Below are 24,102 nucleotides of genomic sequence, written 5' to 3'. Positions count from 1 at the left end.
ACTGTAAGGGAAAGGGATAGACTGTTGAGTTGGCTAGAATCGATAGGTCGAGTCGTCATAAACGGCTTATCGCAGATGGGTAGTGCTACATTATTAGTGTGGCAAACAATAAAACAATTAAAAATGATTAATCTGTGGCATGTATTTCAACAGATGGCTCACTTAGGGGTAGACTCCTTGCCTATTATTAGCTTAACTCTACTCTTTGCTGGTGCCGTTATGACCTTACAGATTACAGATGTACTAATTACCTATGGTGCTCAAAGTACAGTAGGTGGCCTTATGGCTGTAGCTATGGGCCGTGAATTGGGTCCTATCTTAGTTGGTGTAGTATTAGCCGGCCGTGTTGGCGCAGCTATCACGGCTGAAATTGGTACAATGAAGGTAACAGAACAAATTGATGCCCTACGTGTTATGGCTGTTGATCCTGTTGGTTACCTCGTGGTACCACGTGTAGTAGCGTGTATGATTATGGTGCCAATTTTGGCATTTTATGGTGTTGTTATCGGTATTGCCGGTGGTTACTTTGTAGCCACTGTTATCAAGGGTTTGGCGCCTAGTACATATTTAGACTCTATTCAAATGTTTTCTACCATTTCAGATTTCACCTTAGGACTTATAAAGTCTAGTGTGTTTGGTGCTGTCATTGCATTGGTAGGTGCTTATAAGGGCATGGAAACTAAAATGGGCGCAGAAGCTGTTGGTTTTTCCACTACTAGTTCTGTAGTAACTAGTATTATTCTAGTATTTGTATTAAATTACTTTTTATCTACATTGTTATTTTAGTGGATATTTTTAGAGGGATTTATGATTGAACTACGCAATGTTGTAGTTGCCTACGAGTCACGTGTGATTTTAGACTCTGTTAATCTCACTATTAATGATGGGGAGACGTTAGTTATATTAGGCGGCAGTGGTAGTGGTAAAAGTACATTACTTCGCTTATTAATAGGTTTACAACGTCCTACATCAGGGCAGATTATCGTAGATGGCACAGATATAACTACATTATCTGAAGATGAATTTAATACGGTACGAAGAAAAATGGGGATGGTATTCCAATATTCAGCTTTGTTTGATTCTATGTCGGTAGGTGAGAACGTAGCTTTTGGTTTGCGTCAACATACGAAGTTAAAGGATGACGAAATCAAACGCATTGTGGCAGAAAGACTTGATTGGGTTGGTTTAAAGGGATATGAGTCCTATATGCCTAATGAGTTATCTGGTGGTATGAAAAAGCGGGTTAGCTTAGCTCGTGCTATAGCACTAGATCCGAGTTTAATTCTTTATGATGAACCTTCATCAGGGTTAGATCCTATTACATCAGGTACGATTAGTATGCTAATTAAGGGGATGCAGAATCGGCTTGGTTGTACTTCTATCGTGGTAACACATGATATGCAGTCAGCATTTTATGTTGCTGACCGCATAGCTTTACTCGATCAGGGGCATTTTGTAGAAATTTCTGATACAATAGAATTTAAGAATTCTACAAATAAGAAGGTACAACAATTTATTCATGGTGAAGCAGAGCCGATTAACGAATCTGCGATGGGAGATATATAATGAAGTGGACGACGGAGGCCAAGGTAGGGGCTTTTACAATAATAGGTATAGTTCTATTTATTGCAGGCATACTATTTGTAGGCCGTATCGATATTTGGGCTAAACCGCAAATGACAATTACAGGTGATTTCACTCAAGTAAATGGCCTAAAAAATGGAAATCAAGTTAAATTTTCCGGCGTGGCCATCGGGACTGTTTCTGATATTGAAATTACACCGCGTGGCGTTGTGGTTAAGATGAAACTTGATGAAAAAACGCAGATTCCAAGTGACTCGATGTTTTCCTTGGGGTCAGATGGTTTTTTAGGTGATAAATTTATTCAAATTTCACCAGGACAGTCTAAAGTATATTTACAGGATGGTGACTCCGTTAAAGGTGAAGGCGTTGATGCTGTGGATAAGGCCATGCAGAGTGCGCAAAAGTTAATGGATGGCACTGAGAAGATGCTACAGTCTATCAATAGTATTATTGGTGATCCTGCAACTCAAAGTGCACTTAAATATTCCTTGCAATCTACAGCGGTGATGGCTGATAATGCGGTAGCTATTACACAAAATATGGCGGATGTAACGGCTCAACTAAATCAAGCAGCACAGCAATTTAATGCTGATGGTAATGCAGGCAATGATATGCGTGCTATTTTAACTAATTTAAAACAAACTACTGATCGTGTAGATAATATGGCTCGTACCATGGAATCGACTGTAACAGATCCTAAGGCACAAGAAAATATTAAAGAGACTTTACATAATACGGCACAGATTTCAGCTCGCATCAATAAACTGATGGGCGGAAAGGCGTACCAAACGGATGTAAATGGAAATAGTGTAGAGGTTGGTATGACTGAAAAAAAGTCATTTACCAAGATTGAACCATCTGTAGATTTGTTGTATAACACAACGGATAATGAATTCCGTGTCAATGGTAGAGTACGTGCCTTTAACAATAAAGGAATGGCTGAAATTGGCCTTTCTAATATGGGTGATGATACTACTTTTGATCTGAATGCAGGTCGATTTATTAGTTCTAAATGGTTGGTGCGTGGTGGTATTTTTGAAAGTGAATTGGGTCTCGGGGTGGATTATAACCTCCGTGGTCCTGTGTCCTTATCAGCCGCGCTATATGACCTTAATCATCGTAAATATCGTATTCGTAGTGATATACGTTTGCATAAAGATACCTATGGCGTTATTCAAATGACCAGACCGTTCAGTTCTACGAATGGAGGTACCTATTTCGGTATTAAACAAGTATTCTAATGACTAACACATTTACTCTATATGAGTATGGAGGTACATATTATGAATAAAAAGGTTCTTTCCTTAGGTGTAATGCTTTCTTTAGTTACTACTGGTGCATTCGCGGCTGATGTAGTAACTACATCCGTTAACAACGGAGACCAATTAAGCAAATATCAAAAAGAAGCTATTCAATTAACACAAAAGCAATTAGCAGAAAAATCTGTTTTAGACAGTAAAACCTATGAACGTACATTAGCTTTAAACGAAGCCCGTACGGTTGATTTAGCATTAGCTAATAATCGTACAGCTAAGCAAACTAAATGGGGTTATGAAGCTGCTAAATCTGCAGTAAGCCAAGTAGCAGCTGGTAAGAATCCAAGTGTTAGTTATGGTTGGAGTGCTCAAAAAACGGGCGGTGACACAGGTAGTGGCAAATCTGGAAGTCATAATTTCTCCATTAGTGCGCCTGTATTCAATCCACAACTTGATGCGAGCATTGATTCTGCACGTTATACTCGTGAAGGTACTGGTGCTAGCTATGAAGAGGCTTTACAACAAGCAAAATATGATGCTCTTAACGGTTATTATACATTGATTATGAGCCGCAATATGGTAGATGTAGCACAACAAGCTGTTAAAGATTATCAAGGTCATGTAACCAATGTAGAGGCACAGTATAATGTTGGTTTAGTGGCGAGCTCCGACGTATTGGCAGCTAAAACAAATCTTGATGATTCTCAAACATCTCTTGTAAAAGCGCAAAATGCTGCAAATTTAGCAGAGGCGAACTTAAATCAAGTTATTGCATACCCTGCACAAACAGCTATTACTACAGCAGAGCGTGATTTACAATATAAACCATATAATATAACCTTGGAGCAAGCGAAAGCATATGCTATGCTTCATCGTTCCGCTCTTGTTAAATCAGCTCTTGATGTAAAATCTGCAGAAGAAGCTGTAAAATCTGCTAAGGCCGGTTATTTGCCTACGGTTGCTGTAAAAGCTGGTCGTGGCTATGGTGATCCAGATGGTTACTTTGGTACAAGCACAAAGTCCTGGAGTGTTGGCGCTAGTGCTACTTGGAACTTATGGGATGGTGGTGCAACACAAAATGCTATTAAAAAAGCAAATGCACAACTTGAACAAGCAAAAGAAGCTAATTTGGCAACTGTTGATGCTGTATTGTTAGCTGTACAAAAAGCATACTTGAATTTACGAGCTGCTGAACAAACAATTCAAAGTACACAAACTGCAGTCGCACAAGGTCATGAAAGTTTCCGTATTGCTACGCTTCGTTACCGTGCAGGTGTTGGTACGAACCTTGATGTACTTGATGCAGAAACTAAGTTGACAACAGCTCGTAATAACTATGTAGAAGCTCTTTACAATTACAATATTAGCATTGCGGCTCTTGAACAATTAACAGGCGTTCCATTGTCTACACCTGTAGGTCAAGGTGCTGAAGTTATCGCTAATAGTGGTGCTGTTGAACAATTGTCAAAACTAGGCGGCAATCAATAATATGATCTTTAAAAAGACGACTTTGGTCGTCTTTTTTCTTGTAGTGGGCATTATAGATAATGAGTGTTATTGATAGGTTTTATAAAATTTATCCTGAAAATACTATAGTTATTACTGTGTCTGTGGTAAGATTAGTATATATATTTATATTATTCATAATGTGTATGGGAGTATCATTATGACCCGTAAAAAGTGGCTCCTTATCGGTGCAGCGATTTTAGGTTTATCTGGTATTGTTGGTGCCAGCATTAATCCTATGGCTCAAACTTACATTGCACCTATGGTTAAAGAACAAGTAAATAATGTCATAAACGGTTCTATAGACTATGATTCTCTCCGAATTAATTGGAATGGTGATGTTGTTCTAACAGATGTAACTATCAAAGATAGAGATGGACATTTAGTTGGAACTGCTCAAGAGGTAGCTGTAGGAGTTAAATTATCTTCTTTACCGAAGATTATTGGTGGCAACACATCAGGGGCTACGGCTATTTCTAGTGTAATCGTCGAGACGCCAGATTTTCATATATGGCAACTAGCTGATGGGTCGTGGAGTATAACTAAGTTAGTAAAACCATCCGATCCAAATAAGTCGGGTACTTTTGATGGCTCTGTAACTATTAATGATGGTCGTGTAGCTCTACGTACTAAAGATGGAATAAAGAGAAATGTAGAAAATCTTGATGGAACCATGGCGCTTAATATGAGTGGCATGTCTAAAGGCGCCTTTACTGCGGATGTAGATGGTTCCGCAATTACCATGAATGGCAAAATTGATATGAACAATGTATCTAATTTTGATCTCTTTGTACAAGCTAACGAAATTGATACAGCTGGTATTATGCGTTTTGTTCCACTTCGTAAGGAGTTATCTGTAACGAGTGGTAAATTACAAGATATACATTTAAATCTTAAAAGTGAAGATGGCAAATATATCATGAGTGGTAATGTAGGCTTTAAAGGCTTAACCGGCACTTATAAACGGGGTAATACAATTTATAATATTACCGATGGTACGGGTCGCATTATGCTTAATAATGATCAAATCGTTATTAGTCGTAGTTCTTGGAGAGTAAATGATCAAGTAGCAAAGATCAATGGATTAGTTACACTGGGTAAAGATGAAGAATATTTAAATCTTAATGTTGTAGCCGATAAAGTAGCTTTAGAAGCGATAACAGATGTCGGTGTTACTGGCATTGTAGGTGGGCGTGCACATATTGGTGGTACGACAGTAGCCCCTCGTGTAGATGCAACGATTGCTAGTGATGGTATTTCTTATAAAGGTTACTATATTGATCGTTTACAAGGGAATATCGTATATGATAACGGTTTAGTTCGTACTGATGATGCGCACCTGTCTATAGGTGAAGGTAGCGCAAAGATTAAGGGTCAATATGTAGCTGATACAGGGGATTTTGATGCTATTATAAATACTCAAGATTTACCTTTAGGCACTTTCACAAAAGATATGACCACACCGATTACAGGTAATATCGATGGTGAGATTCGCATTTTAGGAAAAAATAATCAAGTTACAGATGCCGTAGGCGCTGTTGAAGGTCGCCAAATAGGTATTCACGGTGTTGTGGTTGATACTGCAAAAGCTAACTTTACGCATGCTGATAATCGTACAAACATAACCTTTGTAGGTACTATGGGGGATGGGGCGCTTAGCGGGTATGGCTATATCCAGAATGGTAACATAGATGCCACTATTTCAGGTAATGCATTGCCGTTGACCGCATTAAGTCCTATTATTGGTCAAGATGTTGATGGCACCTTAAATACTTCTTTTGCGATAAAAGGCATAGTAGATAATCCAAATGTAACGGGCACTGTATGGGGTCAAGAGGTACATTATAAAGGGGCTCGATTCAATAATATCCATGGTGATATTAAGCTAGATAACCATATTCTCACTATTACCAACGGACATATTGGTGATGGCGATGGGGGCTATGATGTTAATGGTTGGTATAATCTTGATACGGATGCGTTAGATTTAAATGCTAGGGCTCGGACTGCTCGTATTGAAAATGTGATTCGTACTGTTACAGATGTTCCTATTACGGGTTGGTTTGAAACGGATAATCATATTACAGGAACGGCTGCAAATCCGATTATAGAAGGGCGTGCTCATTTGTGGGATGGTTCTGCTTATGGAAAACTCGTGACTAATGCATTTGTAAAATATAACTATCAGAATAATACATTAGAACTTTATAGATTTGATATTGAAGGTTATGGTGCAACTATCACAGGTGGAGGTACAGTATCTAAAGAAGCAATTAATGTTGATTTTGAAGGTAAAAATATTGATATGGGCAGATTGCTCATTAATACGGGTTACAAAGTTGATGGGTTGCTATCTGGTCGAGGGCAAATTACTGGATCTATGGATAACCCTCAATTCAATGGCTATATTTCATCTGATGCCTTATCAGTTAATGGGGAATTGTTGAATGATATTCATGGTCGTGTTTATGCAGATAAATCGGTTGTAAATGTACAAGATTTCACCTTTGCTGAAGCCGATGGTGGTCGCTATGCTGTTAAAGGTGGTATGAAGTTTGATGACAGTAGACAACTATTTGGTGTATTAGATGTTACTAATGGTAGCGTAAAGAATTTGCTAACCTTGCTAGACCGGTCCAACGAACATATTGATGGTAAATTAAATGGTTCTGTTGAAATTGGAGGTACACGCGACAATCCAAGTGTTAATGTAACAGGCAAGATTAATGATGTAAGTATTGATGAAAAAATTGTTGGTGATGCAACTATCAATGCAAGTTTTGCTAATCGTAAATTCAAAGTTACAACTTTGAAACTACCTGTTGGGGACGGTCTTATTGCAATAGGCGGTACGATGGATCTTGATGGTCAAGCAGATTTACAGGTTGCATTAAAGGATGTTGATATAGTACCGTTCTTGCCACTTATGGGTAAGGATATTCAAGCTACTGGTTGGGTGACTGGTGTTGTGAATATCACTGGAGAAACTAAGAATCCTAAAGTAGAATTATCCAGTGCTATAGAGTCGGGGTCCTTTAATGGTGTTGGTATTGATGAAGGTTTTGTATTGGCTACAATGCAAGATCAAGTTATTCAGATTCAACGAATTCAAGGTGCCAAAAGTGGGTATAAGCTAAGTGTCTATGGTAAGATTCCATTAGCGGCAATCTTTACATCTGGGTATATTCCAGCAAATGATAGCAAATCTATGGATGTAACTATTGATTTTAACGAAGCCAATATGGCTGTTATCCCTCTTCTTACAACTAGTGTTAAGGAGGCAACAGGTCCGTTAAAAGGCACGGTTCACATTACAGGCACTATTGATCAGCCTGAAGCATATGGTACTGTATCGGTACGTAATGGTACGATGAAATTGGCAAGTGTAGAAAATCAAATTACTGGTATTGATGGTGACTTAATTTTCTCTGGTCAACAAGGTGATTTCCAATCCCGTATTAATATGGGCAAAGGCTCAGCTGGTTTGGCTGCTAAAGTAAATTGGTCTGGACATACTCTTACTAATTACAAGGCGGCAGTTCAGCTAGAAGACTTAGAGGTTCGCAGTGAATATGTAAGAGGACCGTTGAATGGTGAACTTTATATTGCTGACCGAGATGGATTGCCGACCCTTATTGGTACTTTAAATCTTGAAAAGATTCAATTCAAAATTCCTCTTTCCTTACAATCTAGTGAAAGTACCAAAGATATGGGGGTGGATGTTACTGTTCATGCGGGTAAAGGTGTACGTTTATATGATCGCACCTTATACAACATGTTTATCAGTGGCGATGTTCATTTTGGTGGATCCTTACAAAATCCAACTGCTAGTGGTCAATTCGATGTTAGAAATGGCACGTTTAAGTATTTGAGCCATGTATTTAATATTACAAAAGGGAATGCCCATTTCGTAGGTGGCTCTTATTTACCAAACTTACAATTAGAGGCTGAAACAAATGTAAGTAATTACACTATTATGCTTGGCGTAAAAGGGACAGTGGATCATATGGACTTATCATTGTCCTCTAATCCTACATTGTCTAGAAAGCAAATCATTTCCATGTTGACCTTCGGCCGCGGTGCAGATTCAAATAGTAGTACTTTGACAAATGAAGATGTGAATGCTGTGGCTACAGCAGGGCTTCAAATGTTTGCTTTTGGCTATGTACAAGATGCATTACAAAATACACTTGGGTTAGACCGCATCAATATTACAACAGGGTCAATTGATCCCGATGAGCCAACCAATAGGGATACGGCAAGTAATTATAATATTGAAATCGGTAAATATGTATTACCGAGAGTCATGTTGACTTATTCTCAAGGTATTAATAACAAACAAAATAAATATGGTATAGAATATTCTGTTAAACGAAACCTTAAGTTCACGGGATGGCATACATCAAAAGGGAACAATTATATAGGTGGTCGTTGGACACGTAGCTTTTAAGAGTATGGCTAGAATGTGTAAACCCCTTAGGTATGCACATTCTAGTCATATTAATTTCATAAAATTTGTTTAATATAGTACTCATTCCAAGCAATTTATGCTATAATGATAAAGATTTATTAGTCTTTATAAATAAGATGTAAACTCTTTATGGGGATGAGTTCTAGGAGGAATTTATGTTTAAACCAAAAGCTTATAAAAGTATGCTTGCAGCGTCCGTGTTGACCGCTGTCATGGGGACAGGCAGTGTATTTGCTGCTGAGGTACAAGCTGGCTATACTCCAGATTTAAATAGCACAACGACGACTAATGCTGCTACAGCAAATGATGCAGCTACTACACAAGCTGTTTATAATGCTGATGCAACTACTACAACTATACAAGATGAAACTGATGCGGCTATCTTAGCTGCTCGTGGTGATACGACTATATCTAGTGACGGCACTGTAGTAAAAGGTTCTGATGGAACTGTTACAGTAAATAATGCTGCTTTAAAAACTGATGATAAACAAGTAAAAATGGTATCTAAAACTACTGGTGGTACTGACCTTGATAAGGCTGCTGAAAATGGTCAAACTCAAGCTGTTACAACAGTAGAAGCACAATATGTCACATCTGCTAGTGCAGAATCTGTTAATCCATACGTAGGTAAATTGATTACCGGTTTATCTATATCTGGCGTTACAGCTGAACAACAAGCAAATTTATTGCCAATTTTAACTGAAAAAGTTGGCGATGCTGTATCTGTTGATGGCGTATTTAAAGATGTAACTAATCTTGGTAATACTGGTTACTTCTCTGAAGTAAATCCTGTATTTACTTCCGTGCCTGAAGGCGTAAAATTGGACTTTGCCGTAACAGTAAATCCAGTTACTACTGGCGTTTCCTTTGAAGGTAATACTGTATATTCCTCCGAAGTATTGACTAAGTTCATGGACATTCAACCAGGTCAAGTTCTTAACTCTGTATCCGTAGGTCAAAAAGTTCAAGGTATTAATGCTGCATATGCTCGTGATGGTTATATGTTAGCGCACGTTGATGGTATTCGCGTAGATGACCAAGGCGTACTTCATATACACATTGTTGAAGGTATTGTAGAAGATATCATTCCAGCAGGTAACAAGAAAACTCGCGATAAAGTTATTACTCGTGAATTTGTTCAAAAGAAAGGAAAACCTTTCAATAAATTCTTGGTACGTCGTTCTGTGGAACGCGTATATAACTTAGGTTTCTTTGATGACGTAAACGTTCGTATGTTACCAGGTGAACAAGATCCAAATAATGTAATTATTGAAATCGATGTATTGGAACATAAGACTGGTACCATCACATTAGGTGCTGGTTACTCTAAATCTGATGGGTTGATGGGTATTGTTGAATTCGGTGAAGATAACTTCCGTGGTACTGGCGATAAATTTAAAGTTCACTGGGAAATCGGTGGTAAGAAAAAATATAAGAACTACCAAATCTCCTACTTGAAACCTTGGATCGATAGCAAAGGTACATCCCTTGGCTTCTCCTTCTTCAACCGCGAAGATGAATACACAGATTACAATGAAGATGGTAATGAAGTAGCAGAATACAATAAGAAATCTCGTGGCTTTAATATTTCGTTCGGACGTCAAACTGGGGAATATACTCGTGATTACTTGACATTAGAATCCCGTAAAGATTCTTATAAATGGGATGATGATGATAGCTCTGGCTTCCGTTATGATAAAAATGCGGGTAAAGGCACAAACTGGGATAATGGTTCCTATAACTTCGCATCTGACAACTATGTAAAAAATAACTTCGGTCGCATTAACTCCGTAACATGGCAAAAAGTATACGACTCTCGGGATAATATCTATGAACCAACTCGTGGTCGCCGTATTTCCTATACTACACAATGGGCTGGTCATGGTTTGGGCGGTGACTTCGACTTCTACAAATTCACAGCTGAAACTCGTATGTACAAGAAATTGGGCGCTAAAAATGTATTGGCATTCCGTGCACGTGCTGGTTTCATCCAAGGTGATGCTCCTTATAGCCAATTGTTCACATTGGGCGGTGCTGATTCCTTACGTGGTTATGAAGATGATCAATTCCGTGGTAAGAAGATGTACAATGCTACATTGGAATTCCGTTTCCCAATTGTTAAGAAAGTTAGCGGTGTGTTATTCGGTGATATTGGTGATGCATGGGATGCACCTAATGTTACATGGTATAACAGCAAAAAATCCTTTAACTATGGCGTTGGTGCTGGTGTTCGTATTACAACACCAATTGGTCCTGTTAAACTTGACTATGGTGTGGGTAAACACAAAAATAAATTCCATTTCAGCTTCGGTACACAATTCTAATATAGTAAATGTATATGGTGAAGGCCTCTTTTTAAAGAGGCTTTCACCAATATCTCTATATGGCATCCTTTGATGCAGTGATTTAAAGAAATGAGGGCACTCTATTATGATGCGAATGATGAACAACAAGGCGAATGTAAAGATTTTTTCTATCGCCATTGCTGCTATTTTTATTATTGGTATTGGTGCGTTAGCTTATACGCAAATGGCTTCGCCTAGTAGTAATAGTGGGACTAGTACTATTGGGGTTATCGATACATCTCGTATGTTGTCTCAAGATAATCCAATTTATATCTCTGCAGCTCAAGAATATATGAGCTATCAAAGCCAATTACAACAAGAAACGCAAGCTAAAATTGATGCGGCACAAGATGATGCTACTAAACAAAAAATCGCTGAAGAAGCTCGTCAAAACCTAGCTAAAAAAGATCAAGAAATTGCTAAATCCGTTCAAGATAAAGCTATGGAGGCTGCAAAAGCGGTTGGTGATGCTAAAGGTCTTAGCGTTGTTATGACTAAAGACACTGTACTATACGGTGGTGTTGACATTACAGATCAAGTATTGAAAAAACTAGCTACTGATGCAAAAAAATAAACTGTAGTTCTATGTAAGGGAGAACGACAATGAACGGGAAACAACGATATATAGGACTAGTCATATTTCTCGTTGCTGCAATAAGTGCTATGGTTTGGGCCTATGGTTTTGTAACAAATCGCCAACAGGGTCCTGATGGCATGTCAATAGGTGTTGTACGCATTGATGATGTACTAGAGTTTAATCCATCCTATGCGGATTATAAACAAGCCAAAAATGAATTGGAACTTTTACAACGTCAATATGAACTTGAACAACAAGCCTTAAATGCCAAGTCAGAGACACAAGATGAACAGTTGAAAACGCTTGCACTGGATTCAACCTTGTCAGATGCTCTTACGGTAGAATTGCAAACTCGTATTGCAACAAAAGAAAATGAACTAAATCAGCAATTAAATGCAAAGCGCAATGAATTAACTCAAAAGTATTTAGCTGAGTTAAAGGTTAGTACTAATGAATATGATCTGGAAATCGTAAACCTTCAACTAGATTTATATGCCTATGATGCACGTGTATATATAGATGATGCACAAAGAGCAGCGGCTATGGCTGAAAAAGCTAAAAAAGAAGAAAGATTAAAGGACTTATTAGCTAAGAGAAAACCATCGGATTTCGATGTGGATTCAATTAAAGCAAAGGTACAGGCTGAGCTTGCTCCAATGCAACAAAAAGGGCAGGAAGAGCTCAATCAATACGCTGCATCCCTACAGAAGGAATTAGCTGAGAAACGAGACTCCATGGTACAACAACAAGCACAAGCCATCATTGCTAATAATAACCTGCCTGTGGCGCAAGAGTGGAATGATACATGGGCAAAAAAGCTTTCAGATAAAGAAGCTGAAGTGAGTGCACTTCATGAGGCCATTTTAGAAGATGTTCGTATGCGCGTAGCAATTATTGCGGAGGAACAACATTTAGATTTAGTCATCATCGATGATGGTGGTAATATTAAAGGGCTTGATATTACTGATGCAGTGAAGGCGTCCTATCGAGTTCAATAAGGAGTTATATTATGAATAAACGTATTAAATCTTTAGTATTAGGTGCATCTTTAGTAGCTTCTATGGCTATCTTAGGTGGTTGTGGTTCTAATAATGTTGGTTATGTTGATAGCGTGAAAGTAGCAAACAGTACTGAAAAAGGTATTGAAATTACTAAAGAAATCAATGCTAAAAAAGCGGAATTAGATGCTAAAATTGCTGCTGCCGATGAAGCATCTAAACAAAATGTATTTAATCAAGCGAATCAAGAATTAAATGCCTTTGCGAATGCAAAAGCACAAGAATATCGTCAATATCAAGAACAAAAAATCAATGAACTTGTGAAAGAAAAAAAACTTGATGTTATTATTGAGAAAGGCGCTGTTGTTGGTGGTGGCTCTGATGTAACTGATGATTTGATTACAAAAATGGGTAAAGCTTCTGACGACCAAATCAAAGAAGTTGAAAATGCAGCTAAAGCCCAAGAGCAACAAGATGCTCAGCAAAATGCACAACAAGCAGATCAAGCTGCAACAAGTACAACTGAAGCTGCACAATAATTGAGGATTACCACGGGGGAGGAGTTTGCCTTGGAAAAAACTTTACAGGAACTCGCAAATTTAGTAGGCGGTCAACTTATAGGGGATGAGTCTATTGTCATTACTGAGACACGTAGCTTTGAGCAAGCAGTAAAACAATCCATAACTTTTGCAATAGGTGAATATGTTGAACATATTGCATTATGCCAAGCGGGTGCTGTTATCGTTGAATCGGAAGTAAAAAATGCACCGATGGCGCAAATCGTAGTTGATAATGCAAAAGCCGCATTTGCTCAAGTGCTAGAAGTATTCCATCCACCTGTTGTAGTTCCCCGTGAAGTGCATAGTACAGCTATTATTGGTAAGAATGTTACACTTGGTAAAAATGTAGCTATTGGTGCCTATTGTGTTATTAATGATAATGCTGTTATCGGTGATAATGTTACGATTCGACCTTATGTATATATTGGTCATAATGTACGAATTGGGGAAGATTCTGATATCTATGCAGGTGCTATCGTACATGAAAACTGTATTTTGGGTAAACGCGTTGTATTGCGTGCTAAAGCAGTTATCGGTGGTGAAGGTTTTGGCTTTGCCACAGAAAATGGTATTCATACGCATATTCCTCAAGTAGGCAATGTTATTCTTGAAGATGATGTAGAAATTGGCTCTTGCACTACTGTTGATAATGCTACAATGGGATCTACCTTGGTACGTCGCGGTACAAAAATTGACAATCTTGTTCACCTTGGCCACAATGTTGAGATTGGAGAAGATTGTTTCTTGATTGCACAGGTTGGGATTGCAGGTAGTACAAAATGTGGTAATCATGTAATCTTTGCAGGACAAACAGGCTGTACTGGTCATATTACAATTGGAGATAATGTACAATTTGCAGGTAAAACAGGAATTACTGGCAATGTGCCATCTAATTCTGTTATGGCTGGGTATCCAATGAGACCTCATAAAGAGTGGTTAAAATTGGCTGCTTATGAGAATCGTTTGCCAGAAATGGTGAAAACTGTAAAACAATTACAAAAAGAAATTGACGCTTTGAAAGCACAGCTTAAGGAGAGCTAATAATCCATGTATAGGTTTATGAAAATCTTTAGTGCCTTTATTTGCTTATTACCTAAAGGTTTGCAATATGCTATTGGTACATTGCTAGGTGAAATTGCGTGGTTAGTGGTGCCACCTAAACGCAAGCGCCTAGCGATAGGCCAAATTTTATTCTGTAATATTACAGATGATCCTAAAGAAGCTCGACGTATTGCGAAAGCTAGCACTACACGCTTTGGCCGTATGATTATTGATGTATTGCGCTATCCTGAAATTAAAGATGGTGCATACAAAGATATGGTGGAGTTTATTAATCGAGAGTACTTAGATGATGCCTTAGAAAATGGTCGAGGTGCAATCTTAGCCGCTGTTCATAGTGGTAACTGGGAACTCCTAGGTGCCGTTCTTGCTTCTGAAGGGTATCCGTTGATTTCTGTGGCTATGAAACAGAATGGTGATGCCGATAAGTTTATCAATGAATATCGTCGGATTATGCATCAACATGTGACCTATAAAACAGGTGTTCGTGAAATGATTAATGAACTAAAAAAAGGCGCATTTTTAGGCCTTATTATGGATCAGGACCCTGGTGATGATGGTGTTCTTGCACCATTCTTTGGCTATGAAACATTGACGGCTGCGGGGCCAGCTGTATTGGCTCGTATGCAAGATGTGCCCATTATTTTTGTAACCATACATTATAGTCCGTTTTCTGAGAAACATGAGATTGAAGCACATCCACCAATTTATGTGGAACGCACGGATGATAAAAAGCGTGATATAGCGGTAACAACAACTCGTCTAAATGAGTTTATTGAAGATTATATTCGGCGATATCCTGAAGATTGGTTCTGGCTTCATAACCGTTGGAAATGGACTCGTCGTTTTTATGGTGAACAAATAGATACACCACCTGATGTTTTTCAATAGTTAATAATTTTAAAGAGATTTTGTTTATGCGATTGTGGAATATCCAAGATGAAACTTATTCCTACTAGCATGGATGAAATCTCTTTTTATTTTATACTTATAACTTAGTGTTAAAAATAATCTATTAAAATTTTAAAGACTAAGAATAGTCTTTCCAATTAGCGTAATATATGGTAAATTTCTTGTAACACCTATGCAAATAGGGTATAATACATATTGGTGTATAGTAAACGTGAATTCGGATTATGAAAGGACATTCTTATGAGTAAGCCACAACAAACAATAGAAAAGGCTGTTTCATATCAAGGGATTGGCCTTCATAGCGGTGAACCAGTACATATGGTTTTCAAACCTGCACCTGAAGATACAGGAATTGTGTTTGTCCGCACGGACATTGAAGGGAATCCTTTTGTGCGAGCACACATTGATAATGTGACGAACACTATGCGCGCTACCACATTGGAAAATGGTGAAGCAAAGGTATTCACTGTAGAGCATGTGATGGCAGCGTTCAGTGCTATGAATATTGATAACTGTTATATTGAAATGGATTCTCCAGAACCTCCAGTAGGTGATGGCAGTAGTGCTATTTTTGTCAATCTTATTGAAGAGGCTGGCATTAAAGAACAAACAGTACCGCGTCAGGTATATAAAGTGACTCGATCCCATGCTGTTTATGATGGAGACCGTTTTGTTGTGATCTTGCCATATGATGGTTATCGTATGACGTTCACATCTATTAACAGTCATCCGTTGCTGGGCACTCAACAATGTGATTTTGAAGTATCACCAGAATACTTTAAAGAGCATATTGGGTCTGCTAGGACTATCGGATTTATGAAAGAATTAGAACAATTACAGGCCATGGGCCTTGCAAAAGGCGGTAGCCTAGATAATGCATTAGTCTATGATGATGAGAAATGTCTATCTGTACCACGCTTTGAGGATGAATTAGTTCGTCATAAAGCATTAGATGTTATAGGAGATTTATTCTTATTAGGACCAATTGAAGGCCATGTAATTGCTTTGAAATCGAGTCATGAACTAAATTCAAGATTGGCTCGCAGTATAATGGAAGAAATAAGGGAGACACAGCCATGATTCTTAATCACGAAGATATTTTAGAAATTTTACCTCATCGTTATCCAATGCTTTTGGTGGATCGCATTGTTGAGTTAGAACCTATGAAACGTGCTGTGGGCATTAAAAATGCTACATTCAACGAATTGTTCTTCCAAGGTCACTTTCCAGGGAACCCAGTTATGCCAGGTGTATTATTGACTGAAGCTATTGCTCAAGTTGGTGGTATTGCATTATTGTACCCTGAGGAAAATCGTGGTCTTACTCCTATGTTTACAGGTATTGATAAAGTGCGTTTCCGCCATCCTGTAAAACCTGGCGATCAAGTTCGCATGGAGGTAGATATTGTTAAAATTAAAGGTAAAATGGGCAAGGTTGAAGGCCGTGCCTATGTTGGCGACAAATTGTGCGCTAGCGGTGAATACATGTTTGCCCTTGTATAATAGAATGAGGAGTGATTGTAGTGATAGTTGTAGGCATGGAAAATGCGGAATCCAACATCCATAGTACAGCCATAGTCCATCCAAATGCTAAATTGGGCAAAGATGTAATCGTAGGTCCTGGCGCTGTTATCGGCGAACATGTCGAGATTGGCGATGGCACACAAATCGGTGCACATGTTGTAATTGGTGGTTGGACAACCATTGGTAAGCGTTGTGAAATTTATCCTAACGCATCTATTGGGTTGGAACCGCAAGATTTAAAATTTAAAGGCGAAAAAAGCTATTGTAATATTGGCGATGAAACGGTTATTCGTGAATTCGTAACTATTAGCCGCGCTACTGGTGAAGGTGAAGAAACACGTGTAGGCAATAATTGTTTACTTCAAGCCTGTACACATGTGGCTCATAACTGTATCGTTGGTAATAATGTAATAATGAGTAATTGTGCTGGTCTTGCAGGGCACGCTATCGTTGAAGATCGCGTGGTTATTGGCGGTCTTGCAGGTATTCATCAATTTGTTAAAATCGGTCGTAATGCAATGGTTGGCGGGATGGCTAAGGTGGTACAAGATATCCCACCTTACGTGATTGCCGATGGTCAACCAGCACGTGTTATCGGTCTAAACTCTGTAGGCTTATCTCGTGCAGGAATTTCCGAAGATGTACGACGTGATTTGAAACAAGCATTCCGTATTATTTATCGTTCTGGATTCAGCTTATCTAAGGCGATTGAAGAAATGGAATTACAATTGGATTCTTCCGTAGAAATTGAAAATTTATTACGATTCCTACGTAATGCTGATAGAGGCATTATGCGTACTCGTCGCGACTAATTATGAGGACCTCGTACAATGTACGAGGTCTTTTTGTGTGCATTATTACTAGTTGAGTTTTATATCAATGATAATTTACATTATATTTATAGAAAAGTTTTGATAGATATATTCGTAGATGTTTTAGTAGTTAAAAGTAATAAGGAAATTTTAATAAAATGATGAAGAAAAGGGCATAAAGCTTGGCTTTTTAATGGTAAAAAGTAGCTATTTATAGTAAAATATATTGTATATGATTATGTCTATTTTTAGGCATTTTCATAGTGAACTTGAAATTACTAATTGATATATAGGCCGTGAGGTCATCTAGGAGGTATAGTCTTGGCAAAGGTAGGATTAATTGCGGGCATAGGTGTTTTGCCTGTAGAATTCATGCGTGCCGCTCATGTATTGGGCCACGAGGTGGTTGTTATCGGTGTAGTACCTGATATAGACCCAGCTCTAAAGGCTGAGGCTGATGCTTTCTATGATATTGGTGTTGCTAAACTAGGTAAAATCTTTAAAACCTTGAAAAAAGAAGAGGTTCAAGAGTTAACCATGCTTGGAAAAGTCACTAAAGAGATTCTCTTTAAAGGCCTTACATTTCCTGATTTAAAAACATTAGGCGTTTTAAAGCGGCTCAAAAATCGTAAAGATGATACGATTATGCTTGCCATCGTTGATGAAATCGAACGAGAAGGCTTTAAAGTATTAGATCAAACAGCATACTTGAAACCATTTATGCCAAAGGTAGGAGTGCTTTCAAAAGCACAACCTACAGATGAGCAATGGGCTGACATTTGTTTTGGTTTTGAACTAGCTAAACAAATGGGGGCCCTTGATATTGGTCAAACCGTTGTTGTTAAACATAAGGCGGCCATGGCTATTGAAGCTATTGAAGGTACTGATAAGTGTATTTTACGAGGTGGCGAGCTCGGCCGTGGGGATGCGGTTGTCGTTAAAACCGAAAAACCAAATCAAGATGTACGCTTTGATGTGCCGGCAGTAGGCATAAAAACGCTTATGTCTATGATTGATAGTGGTTGTAAGGTACTAGCTGTAGAAGCGGAAAAGACTATTTTCGTACAACAACAAGACGTGCTTGATATGGCAGATCGTCATGGTATTGTTATCTGTGCTGTTGACCAAGAATTTGTAAATTCCAGAAAGGATGCATAATGAAAGTCATGTTTTCCGCCGGTGAAGCTTCCGGCGATACTCATGCGGCAAGTGTAGCCAATGCATTGAGAGAAATAGATCCTTCTGTAGAAATGTTTGGTATGGGTGGCACCTTGATGGAACGCGCTGGTGTTCGTATCGTGTATGATATTAAGAATCTTGGTGTCATTGGTATTGTAGAGATTGTGAAATCATTGCCAAAGTTCTTTAAGCTGCGCACGTATTTGAAACGCGTCATGATGAAGGAGAAACCGGATATTCTCGTTTGTGTAGATTATCCAGGTTTTAATATGAAATTAGTTGCGGTGGCTCATGAACTGGGGATTCCTGTTTTATATTATATTGCTCCAACGATTTGGGCTTGGCACAGTAGTCGTGGTAATACAATTCGTAAGTATGTAACCAAGGTAGCATCTATTTTCCCATTTGAAGCTGAAGCATATCGCAAGTACAAATGTGATGTAGATTTTGTAGGTCATCCTTTACTCGATATTGTACATCCTACGATGACTAAGGATGCGGCCGAAGAATACTTTGGGGCTCGTAAAGAGGCTAAAAAAGTATTGCTCATGCCTGGCAGTCGTAAACAAGAGGTTTTATCCTTGCTTGATACGATGCTAAAAAGTGGTGAGCAATTGATGGCGAAACATGAAGATGTTCAATTCTTCCTGCCTCGAGCACATACGATTGATCGAAGTGAGCTAGAAGCTTTTATCGATGCTCATAAGGTACCTGTTACGATTACGGAAGACCATACATATGACTTGATGCAGATTTGTGATGTGTGCCTTGCCGCATCAGGAACCGCTACATTAGAAACGGCTATGATGGAATTGCCAACCGTGTTATTGTATCGCGTATCACCAATTACTTATGGTATTGGTAAGATGGTTGTGAATGTAACACATGTGGGCTTGCCTAATATTGTAGCTGGTAAAGAGGTTATTCCTGAATTATTACAAGATGCTGTCACACCAGAAGCGATTGTATCTTTGGTGGAACCATTGCTCAGTGATGTAGAGAAAAATGAAGCTATGCGTAGTGAATTGCGCGAAGTACGTCATAAATTAGGTGAGCCTGGTGCAGTAAAACGAGTAGCACATCTTGTGTACAATCTCGGTAAGGAGAAATGTAATGAATAGTTATTCTAGGCTCTTATATTTTGTAAAGCCTTATTATAAGCGGATGCTTTTTGCAGTGTTCTGCATGATTGTCGCTGCTGCTGCCTATTTGGTAGTACCTTGGCTAATTAAGAATGTAGTAGACCAAGTATTAGATGAAAAGAATATGTTTATGTTGAACCTTATTGTAGGTGCTATTATACTGATTTTCCTAATTCGTGGCTTTGCTACCTATGGTCAAACCTATAATATGTCCTACATCGGACAGCGCGTGATTATCGATGTACGTGAGGCTATTTTTAATCACTTACAAAGATTAAGCTTATCCTATTTTGATCGTCGTAAGACGGGCGTTATCATGAGTAATCTTACAAATGACGTAGCTGCACTGCAAACGGCTGTGGTAGATAACTTGATTTCTTTTATTACGGAATCTGTAACACTTATCGGTTCCTTGGTATCCATGCTTCTTATTGATTGGAAACTGACTTTAGTTACTTTTATTACGGTTCCCGTAGTTTTAGTGATTATCAATGTTTTTGGTAAGAAGCTTCGCGTGGCGGGGCATGATGTCCAAGGGCGTGTAGCTGATATTACGGCACTTTTACAAGAGGTAATTAGTGCAGTTCGCGTTGTAAAATCCTTTGCTCGTGAAGATTTTGAGCGTAAGCGCTTTGAAGATGAAAATGATCGCAATTTTAAAGCAGTTATCAAAGCTACTAAATTGACTAGCTTGTTAAGCCCAATGGTTGAGTTTTCTGCGGCAATCGCTGTAGCGGTCATCCTTTGGTACGGCGGTTACTCCGTAGTAACAGGTGCTATTACTGCAGGTTCTTTGATTGCTTTCTTGATTTATGCTATTAACTTGTCAAATCCCGTAAAACGTTTGAGTCAAGTATATGGTAATATTCAAAAGGCGTTGGCTGCTGCCGATCGTGTATTTGAAATTTTAGATACTAAAACAGATGTTGTGGAGAAACCTGATGCTATTACATTGCCTGCTATTACCGGCAATGTGGAGTTTAATGATGTTTCTTTCTCCTATGATGGAGAAAAGGCTGCCTTAGAAAATTTTACCTTGTCAGTTAAGGCTGGCGAAAGTGTAGCCCTTGTTGGTCCATCTGGTGCAGGTAAGACAACTCTCGCTAACTTACTACCTCGTTTCTATGATGTAACAGGTGGTTCTATTACAATAGATGGTTATAACGTGAAAGATGTTACTTTTAAATCTTTGCGTGAACAAATTGGTCTTGTACCACAGGAAACCGTATTGTTCAATGCTACAATTAAAGAGAATATCTTGTATGGTCGTTTAGATGCTACTGATGAAGACGTGTATGAAGCGGCTAAAGCGGCTAATGTACTTGAGTTCGTTGAGAAAATGCCTGATGGTCTCGATACGATTGTAGGTGAACGAGGCAGTTCGCTATCTGGTGGACAACGTCAACGCGTTGCTATCGCACGTGCTATTTTAAAAGATCCTCGAATTCTAATTTTAGATGAAGCCACATCTGCTTTAGATACTGAGAGCGAAAAGCTTGTACAAGAGGCGTTAGATCGTCTCATGAAAGGGCGTACGGCATTTGTCATTGCCCATCGATTGAGCACCGTTCAAAATGCTCATCAAATTGTTGTACTTAATCAAGGTCGCTTGGTAGAGCAGGGGACTCACCAAGAGCTATTAGCTGTTGACGGCGGATTGTACAATCATCTTTATTCCGTTCAATTCTCCAATAAAGGATAACCATGTACTGGATATATAACGTATTGCTCATATTTTATTGGATAGGCTTGATTCCGGTTATTTTATACCGACTTGCCTTTGAAGATGGCTTTTATGAGCGTATCAAACAAAGTGCAGGCTATATGCCCGCTTCGCTATTAAAGAAAATTGAAGGGCGTCGTGCTATTTGGATTCACGCCGCTTCCGTAGGGGAAATTGTGGCTACCAGTCCATTGGTAAAAGAGGTTAAAAAGGAATTTCCTGAAGCTGTTGTGGTTGTGTCAGTAGTTACTGCTACTGGTCATGCTATGGCTCATCGTATCATTCCTGAAGCAGAAGGAATTATATTCTTTCCCCTTGATTTGCCGTATTTAACTCGTAAAATTTTACATATTATTAAGCCGATTACTATTTTACTCGTAGAAACTGAAATTTGGCCAAACTTCTTGCGTATCGCCGAATCGGAAAACATTCCAGTTATGATGGTTAATGGACGCATTTCAGATCGCAGTATGAAACGTTATAAGTATATCAGTGCTTTTACGCGTGAAATGTTACGCTCTATTGAGCGTTTCTGCATGCAGTCCAAATTTGATGCGGCGTATATTGAAAGTTTAGGTGCTCATACACCTGATATTACCGTAACAGGTAATATGAAATACGATCAAACATATGCCACCGTATCATATGAAGAAAAACAAGCTCTTCTCGATGAATTTGGCTTTGGAAATAATCATCCTATCATTATTGCAGGTAGTACTCACAAAGGTGAAGAAGAGGCTATTTTTGAAACCTTCAAGCAAGTATTGAAAGAGTATCCACAAGCTCGTTTATTGATTGCGCCTCGTGAAATTTATCGCGGCCATGATGTGCAAAATATTGCAAAGCGTTATGAATTGAGTGCTATTTGTCGTAGCGATATGAAGGAGCCTGTTCATGAAGGTATTCCCGTTGTCGTTTTAGATACCATTGGTGAACTTGGCCGACTGTATAGCTTAGGCGATATTATCTTTGTTGGTGGTTCCCTTGTTAAAACTGGAGGCCATAATATTTTGGAACCAGCTGCACATGGTAAGCCAATTTTGGTTGGGCCTCATATGTTTAACTTTAAAGAAATTTTCGCCTTATTAAACTCTCGAAATGCTTGTGAGCAAGTGAAGAATGGAAAAGAGTTAACCGCTATGGTCTTGCGTTTATGTAAGGATAGAGACCTGGCTAAAAAGATGGGGCAAAACTGCCTGGATATCATTAAAGAAAATCGTGGTGCTACGCGGCGTAATACACAAGAGTTACGTTTGCTATTTGAGAAACATCAAATTATTCCGTAGTAAGACTAAATTTGTAGATTAGTTTACTGTATTACATAATAGGAGGCGTCACCTATGAGTGGGGAAGCATTATTCAAATCCATCGTTAGTGGTGAAGATCAATCCGTATTAGGTGATATAGCTCGCTCCAGTTTAGGCCTTTTGAGTAAAGGTTATGAGAAAGCTGTATCAATACGCAATGCCCGATTTGATGAGGGTAAAGGCGTTACGAAAGTTACAGTGCCTGTAATCAGCGTTGGCAACATTACGGCTGGTGGTACTGGAAAAACACCGATGGTGCGATTTATTTGTGATGTGCTTACTCAGAAGGGCCTTCATCCTACTGTTCTTAGTCGTGGATACCGTGCAGAAGATAATAACAAAAATATTATTATTTCTAAAGATGGAACAATGCTTGTAGAGCCATCTATCAGTGGTGATGAGGCTTGGTTACTGGCTAAGGTTTTACAAAAATCTAATGTAATCATTGGACGTGAACGTTCCAAATCTGCAGAAATCGCTATTAATGAGCTAGGTGCCGATTGTCTTATTATGGATGATGGCTTTCAACATCGTGCACTAGCAAGAGATATTGATATTGTACTAATTGATGCATCCAATCCGTTTGGCTATGAACATGTGTTGCCACGGGGACTATTACGTGAACCCCTTAGTGGTTTGCAGCGTGCGGATATTATCGTTCTTACTAAGGTTGATCAAGTAGCACCAGGTATTGTATCCGGCATTCGAAAGCGATTAACTCAGATGATTCCCAATATACCTGTCTATGAAACAACACATAAGCCGCAATTTATGTACACCTTAGATGAGTGGGCTAATGGTTCTGTTGGGGCTTCTGTAGATGCTTACAAGGAACAACGCATTATGGCTGTGAGTGGAATTGGAAACCCTCAATCCTTTACACAAACGTTAACTGATGTAGGGTATAACGTTGTTCATACCTTGCCATTTGGAGATCATCATGACTTTTCAAATGATGATGTAGTTGAGATTTGGAAACAAGCATTTGCTCATCAAGCTGATGCTATTTGCATTACAGAAAAGGATGCAGTTAAGTTAAGTCAGTTGCATGCAATTGAAGACTTGAAAATACCGATTCTGGTGCTATCTATAGGGATTGAATTTGTTTCTGGAAAACAAGAATTCATAGAAAATTTAGAGATTTAGTG

General features: G+C 38.7%; 19 protein-coding genes. All 19 read left to right on the top strand.

Features of this window, described 5'->3' with window-relative positions; translation table 11 throughout:
- Window positions 1-24: 24 nt before the first annotated feature.
- The 19 genes from E7K77_RS08705 (at window position 25) to lpxK (ending at window position 24,100) form a co-directional block, all read left to right on the top strand.
- Window positions 25-786: an MlaE family ABC transporter permease gene (locus E7K77_RS08705; protein ID WP_004695453.1), complete on the top strand. Its 762-nt coding sequence runs from the start codon at window positions 25-27 to the stop codon at window positions 784-786.
- 21 nt (window positions 787-807) lie between these two features.
- Window positions 808-1,566 carry an ABC transporter ATP-binding protein gene (locus tag E7K77_RS08700; RefSeq protein WP_004695454.1) on the top strand — a complete coding sequence of 253 codons (759 nt, stop codon included), beginning with the start codon at window positions 808-810 and terminating at the stop codon, window positions 1,564-1,566.
- Window positions 1,566-2,825 (top strand): MlaD family protein, encoded by a 1,260-nt coding sequence (locus E7K77_RS08695; RefSeq protein ID WP_012864059.1) that lies wholly within the window; start codon window positions 1,566-1,568, stop codon window positions 2,823-2,825. Before E7K77_RS08700 ends, E7K77_RS08695 begins: the two co-directional genes overlap by 1 nt.
- Before the next feature lie 42 nt (window positions 2,826-2,867).
- Window positions 2,868-4,328 carry a TolC family protein gene (locus E7K77_RS08690; RefSeq protein ID WP_316589149.1) on the top strand — a complete coding sequence of 487 codons (1,461 nt, stop codon included), beginning with the start codon at window positions 2,868-2,870 and terminating at the stop codon, window positions 4,326-4,328.
- 178 nt (window positions 4,329-4,506) lie between these two features.
- Window positions 4,507-8,796, top strand: coding sequence for a translocation/assembly module TamB domain-containing protein (locus E7K77_RS08685; RefSeq protein ID WP_316589148.1), 4,290 nt, complete (start codon window positions 4,507-4,509; stop codon window positions 8,794-8,796).
- Window positions 8,797-8,972: 176 nt separating this feature from the next.
- Window positions 8,973-11,141, top strand: coding sequence for a BamA/OMP85 family outer membrane protein (locus E7K77_RS08680; RefSeq protein ID WP_308521198.1), 2,169 nt, complete (start codon window positions 8,973-8,975; stop codon window positions 11,139-11,141).
- Window positions 11,142-11,247: 106 nt separating this feature from the next.
- Window positions 11,248-11,736 carry an OmpH family outer membrane protein gene (locus tag E7K77_RS08675; protein WP_295815511.1) on the top strand — a complete coding sequence of 163 codons (489 nt, stop codon included), beginning with the start codon at window positions 11,248-11,250 and terminating at the stop codon, window positions 11,734-11,736.
- 29 nt (window positions 11,737-11,765) lie between these two features.
- Window positions 11,766-12,737, top strand: coding sequence for a hypothetical protein (locus E7K77_RS08670; protein ID WP_287509022.1), 972 nt, complete (start codon window positions 11,766-11,768; stop codon window positions 12,735-12,737).
- 11 nt (window positions 12,738-12,748) lie between these two features.
- The gene (locus E7K77_RS08665; protein WP_012864064.1) at window positions 12,749-13,276 is read left to right on the top strand and encodes an OmpH family outer membrane protein; all 528 of its coding nucleotides are present in this window, start codon (window positions 12,749-12,751) and stop codon (window positions 13,274-13,276) included.
- Window positions 13,277-13,306: 30 nt separating this feature from the next.
- Window positions 13,307-14,338, top strand: a complete 1,032-nt coding sequence (gene lpxD / locus E7K77_RS08660) for a UDP-3-O-(3-hydroxymyristoyl)glucosamine N-acyltransferase (protein ID WP_012864065.1) — start codon at window positions 13,307-13,309, stop codon at window positions 14,336-14,338.
- A 6-nt stretch (window positions 14,339-14,344) separates the two neighbouring features.
- The gene (locus tag E7K77_RS08655; protein WP_128114131.1) at window positions 14,345-15,247 is read left to right on the top strand and encodes a lysophospholipid acyltransferase family protein; all 903 of its coding nucleotides are present in this window, start codon (window positions 14,345-14,347) and stop codon (window positions 15,245-15,247) included.
- Between the two features lie 261 nt (window positions 15,248-15,508).
- Window positions 15,509-16,348 (top strand): UDP-3-O-acyl-N-acetylglucosamine deacetylase, encoded by an 840-nt coding sequence (lpxC, locus tag E7K77_RS08650; protein WP_316691678.1) that lies wholly within the window; start codon window positions 15,509-15,511, stop codon window positions 16,346-16,348.
- The gene (gene fabZ, locus E7K77_RS08645; RefSeq protein WP_004695477.1) at window positions 16,345-16,770 is read left to right on the top strand and encodes a 3-hydroxyacyl-ACP dehydratase FabZ; all 426 of its coding nucleotides are present in this window, start codon (window positions 16,345-16,347) and stop codon (window positions 16,768-16,770) included. The genes lpxC and fabZ overlap by 4 nt, the downstream gene beginning before the upstream one ends.
- Before the next feature lie 20 nt (window positions 16,771-16,790).
- The gene (gene lpxA, locus E7K77_RS08640; RefSeq protein WP_004695481.1) at window positions 16,791-17,603 is read left to right on the top strand and encodes an acyl-ACP--UDP-N-acetylglucosamine O-acyltransferase; all 813 of its coding nucleotides are present in this window, start codon (window positions 16,791-16,793) and stop codon (window positions 17,601-17,603) included.
- Between the two features lie 321 nt (window positions 17,604-17,924).
- A complete protein-coding gene (locus E7K77_RS08635; RefSeq protein WP_278606647.1) occupies window positions 17,925-18,761 on the top strand; it encodes an LpxI family protein in 837 nt (278 codons plus the stop codon).
- Window positions 18,761-19,903, top strand: a complete 1,143-nt coding sequence (lpxB, locus tag E7K77_RS08630; protein WP_325306500.1) for a lipid-A-disaccharide synthase — start codon at window positions 18,761-18,763, stop codon at window positions 19,901-19,903. Before E7K77_RS08635 ends, lpxB begins: the two co-directional genes overlap by 1 nt.
- Window positions 19,896-21,626 carry an ABC transporter ATP-binding protein gene (locus E7K77_RS08625; protein ID WP_278606649.1) on the top strand — a complete coding sequence of 577 codons (1,731 nt, stop codon included), beginning with the start codon at window positions 19,896-19,898 and terminating at the stop codon, window positions 21,624-21,626. Before lpxB ends, E7K77_RS08625 begins: the two co-directional genes overlap by 8 nt.
- A 2-nt stretch (window positions 21,627-21,628) precedes the next feature.
- Window positions 21,629-22,933, top strand: a complete 1,305-nt coding sequence (locus tag E7K77_RS08620; RefSeq protein WP_012864072.1) for a 3-deoxy-D-manno-octulosonic acid transferase — start codon at window positions 21,629-21,631, stop codon at window positions 22,931-22,933.
- Window positions 22,934-22,987: 54 nt separating this feature from the next.
- Complete coding sequence (gene lpxK / locus E7K77_RS08615; protein ID WP_004695492.1) at window positions 22,988-24,100, top strand: tetraacyldisaccharide 4'-kinase; 1,113 nt, start codon at window positions 22,988-22,990, stop codon at window positions 24,098-24,100.
- The last annotated feature ends 2 nt before the right edge of the window (window positions 24,101-24,102 follow it).

The organism is Veillonella parvula (assembly GCF_032577575.1).
Classification (GTDB): domain Bacteria; phylum Bacillota; class Negativicutes; order Veillonellales; family Veillonellaceae; genus Veillonella.
This window is presented reverse-complemented; position numbering and strand designations above follow the sequence as displayed.

Bases quoted from the DNA above. Each gene is read 5' to 3' on its own strand.
- E7K77_RS08700 (WP_004695454.1), top strand. From the start codon at position 808: ATGATTGAACTACGCAATGTTGTAGTTGCCTACGAGTCACGTGTGATT.
- E7K77_RS08695 (WP_012864059.1), top strand. From the start codon at position 1,566: ATGAAGTGGACGACGGAGGCCAAGGTAGGGGCTTTTACAATAATAGGT.
- E7K77_RS08690 (WP_316589149.1), top strand. From the start codon at position 2,868: ATGAATAAAAAGGTTCTTTCCTTAGGTGTAATGCTTTCTTTAGTTACT.
- E7K77_RS08685 (WP_316589148.1), top strand. From the start codon at position 4,507: ATGACCCGTAAAAAGTGGCTCCTTATCGGTGCAGCGATTTTAGGTTTA.
- E7K77_RS08680 (WP_308521198.1), top strand. From the start codon at position 8,973: ATGTTTAAACCAAAAGCTTATAAAAGTATGCTTGCAGCGTCCGTGTTG.
- E7K77_RS08675 (WP_295815511.1), top strand. From the start codon at position 11,248: ATGATGCGAATGATGAACAACAAGGCGAATGTAAAGATTTTTTCTATC.
- E7K77_RS08670 (WP_287509022.1), top strand. From the start codon at position 11,766: ATGAACGGGAAACAACGATATATAGGACTAGTCATATTTCTCGTTGCT.
- E7K77_RS08665 (WP_012864064.1), top strand. From the start codon at position 12,749: ATGAATAAACGTATTAAATCTTTAGTATTAGGTGCATCTTTAGTAGCT.
- E7K77_RS08655 (WP_128114131.1), top strand. From the start codon at position 14,345: ATGTATAGGTTTATGAAAATCTTTAGTGCCTTTATTTGCTTATTACCT.
- lpxC (WP_316691678.1), top strand. From the start codon at position 15,509: ATGAGTAAGCCACAACAAACAATAGAAAAGGCTGTTTCATATCAAGGG.
- fabZ (WP_004695477.1), top strand. From the start codon at position 16,345: ATGATTCTTAATCACGAAGATATTTTAGAAATTTTACCTCATCGTTAT.
- lpxB (WP_325306500.1), top strand. From the start codon at position 18,761: ATGAAAGTCATGTTTTCCGCCGGTGAAGCTTCCGGCGATACTCATGCG.
- E7K77_RS08625 (WP_278606649.1), top strand. From the start codon at position 19,896: ATGAATAGTTATTCTAGGCTCTTATATTTTGTAAAGCCTTATTATAAG.
- E7K77_RS08620 (WP_012864072.1), top strand. From the start codon at position 21,629: ATGTACTGGATATATAACGTATTGCTCATATTTTATTGGATAGGCTTG.
- lpxK (WP_004695492.1), top strand. From the start codon at position 22,988: ATGAGTGGGGAAGCATTATTCAAATCCATCGTTAGTGGTGAAGATCAA.